The organism is Finegoldia magna, assembly GCF_018371055.1.
GTDB lineage: Bacteria > Bacillota > Clostridia > Tissierellales > Peptoniphilaceae > Finegoldia > Finegoldia magna_I.
Genome location: NZ_JAGYZD010000297.1, coordinates 1 through 1,824, shown reverse-complemented (window position 1 = coordinate 1,824; position 1,824 = coordinate 1). Strand labels below are relative to the sequence as shown.

Here is a 1,824-nt window from a genome sequence, read left to right as displayed (position 1 = left end):
AAATCTTCTTTTTCATCTAAGATTTGTTCTTCTTCAAATTCCACTTGTTCATCAGTATCGGCGTAGAATTTTTTCGTAAAATGCATCATGATTCTTACAGAAACAACGGATCCCACTACTGCTCCCAAAACTCCAAGCGATGCCGCCTTGAAAAATTCCGTACCATTTCCAAGTGAAGACATAAAAGTCCACACGATAAATCCCATACCGAACGATGTTCCCAAATTGCACAACGTAGGAAGCTGATAATTCTTGAAATATTTTGCAAATCCTTTGTCCTTTGCAAGTCCAATGATTGCCGGATTATCCGACAAGAACGTCGTCAATATACCAAGCGCCGAAGCTCCAGGTAAATTGTAAAGTGGTTTCATAATAGGGCTGATGATCTTATTGATTAGCGCAATAACTCCAAATTCGCTTAAAAGCTTGGACAACGCACCTGTTAAAACTGCGATTGCCATTATGAAAAACACAGTGTTAAGCAGCAAATCGTGCGCCGTTTTCATCAAAGTATTGAACATATTGCCAAGACCCATAACTTTTGCAATGTAGCCGAAAAGTCCGAAAACGACAGCGATTGTCACAAAAGATTCCAGTGAAATTTCACTTTGTTTTTTAGTTTTCTCCATAAAATTCTCCATTAAAAGTATAATATATAATTCTAATGTATTTCAGCTTAAAATTCAAACTACAACACGACATCTCTAATAAAACTAATTAACAACAAATGCGCAGGATAGAAAATGTAGAATGCCCATTTGTTGATGTTGCCTTTTTTGCCGTTGTAAAAGTGAATGATGGGAATCGACAGATACACGAACAAATACATATACGCTTCGAAAAAATACCCGAACAATATCGCTATGTAAGTGTTTCTTCTGGAAGATGAGCCCAAATACAACAAAAACACCGCTAAAATTCCAAGCATAGAATAATCTGTGTGGTAGTAATTGGCGATTACACAGAAAATAGCAACGGAAATTAATTTTAAAATCGTCTTTATTAAATTTGATTGGTCGAACTTATCGATTTTTTCTACGACAAATATAAGACACGCAGAAAGTGCCAACGTGAAGAACACATTTTGGTGATAAAAATCGAACATTTCACCACTAATCGCCAAATCAAAAGGAATTTCTGAAATAATCGCAAAGGAAAACAACCTTATTATGTATTTTTCTACGCTTCTAGTTAGAAACATTCCATTTACAATCAGAAATGCGAAAATCGGAAATGCAATTCTTCCGATAAAAAGCATTAACGCTCCTACTGTGACTCTCCAGTCAGATGATGTGAGTGTCATCGTAGGATAAATGTTGAATTTTTGAAGCATATTGCATTGCACAATGTGACTGATAAGCATGGATATACAGGCGATTACTTTAAGTCCAGAACTTGATATTCCATTGTCTCTGTGCCAAATATCCAAATAATGTTTCCTTTGAGTTTCAGTTAAAAGTTGCATGATAATCTCCTTGAATTTGTTACAACTATTTTATCATAAATAAAGCACATTATTATCTGATATAATTATAATAGGTGATAGTATGAAAATGATGATTTTTGAGAACAAAGTAGACGAGAATAATTTGTTCGAAAATGAAATGGATAATAGAAATTCTGTGATGTTGTCATTTTTCTTGGAGAAATTAAAAACAAAAAAGGTCGTTGTCGACAGGTTCAAAATAAACAAGAATCCCGAAATATTCGAACAACAGGGGATTGCACAGAAAATTGATGACGGAATGAAACTTCCAATCACAGTTGTAGATGGAAAAGTTGTGCTTTCGGGAAGATATCCAAAAAGCTACGAAATATTGGATT

At 34.6% G+C, this 1,824-nt stretch carries 2 protein-coding genes and 1 pseudogene; 1 reads left to right on the top strand and 2 read right to left on the bottom strand.

Translation table 11 applies throughout. From position 1 onward, the window contains the following. Positions 1–629: pseudogene (locus KHW44_RS09275) on the bottom strand (hypothetical protein); the annotation flags it as partial. Between the two features lie 59 nt (positions 630–688). Continuing rightward, positions 689–1,465, bottom strand: a complete 777-nt coding sequence (locus tag KHW44_RS09270; RefSeq protein ID WP_304068790.1) for a TraX family protein — start codon at positions 1,463–1,465, stop codon at positions 689–691. An 82-nt stretch (positions 1,466–1,547) separates the two neighbouring features. Between KHW44_RS09270 and KHW44_RS09265 the strand changes: the two genes are divergently transcribed. Beyond that, positions 1,548–1,824, top strand: a 277-nt coding sequence (locus tag KHW44_RS09265; protein ID WP_304068787.1) for an arsenic metallochaperone ArsD family protein, incomplete at its 3' end; no start/stop codon positions are given.

Excerpts from the sequence above, each read along its gene's own strand:
- KHW44_RS09270 (WP_304068790.1), bottom strand. The coding sequence starts at position 1,465 with ATGCAACTTTTAACTGAAACTCAAAGGAAACATTATTTGGATATTTGG.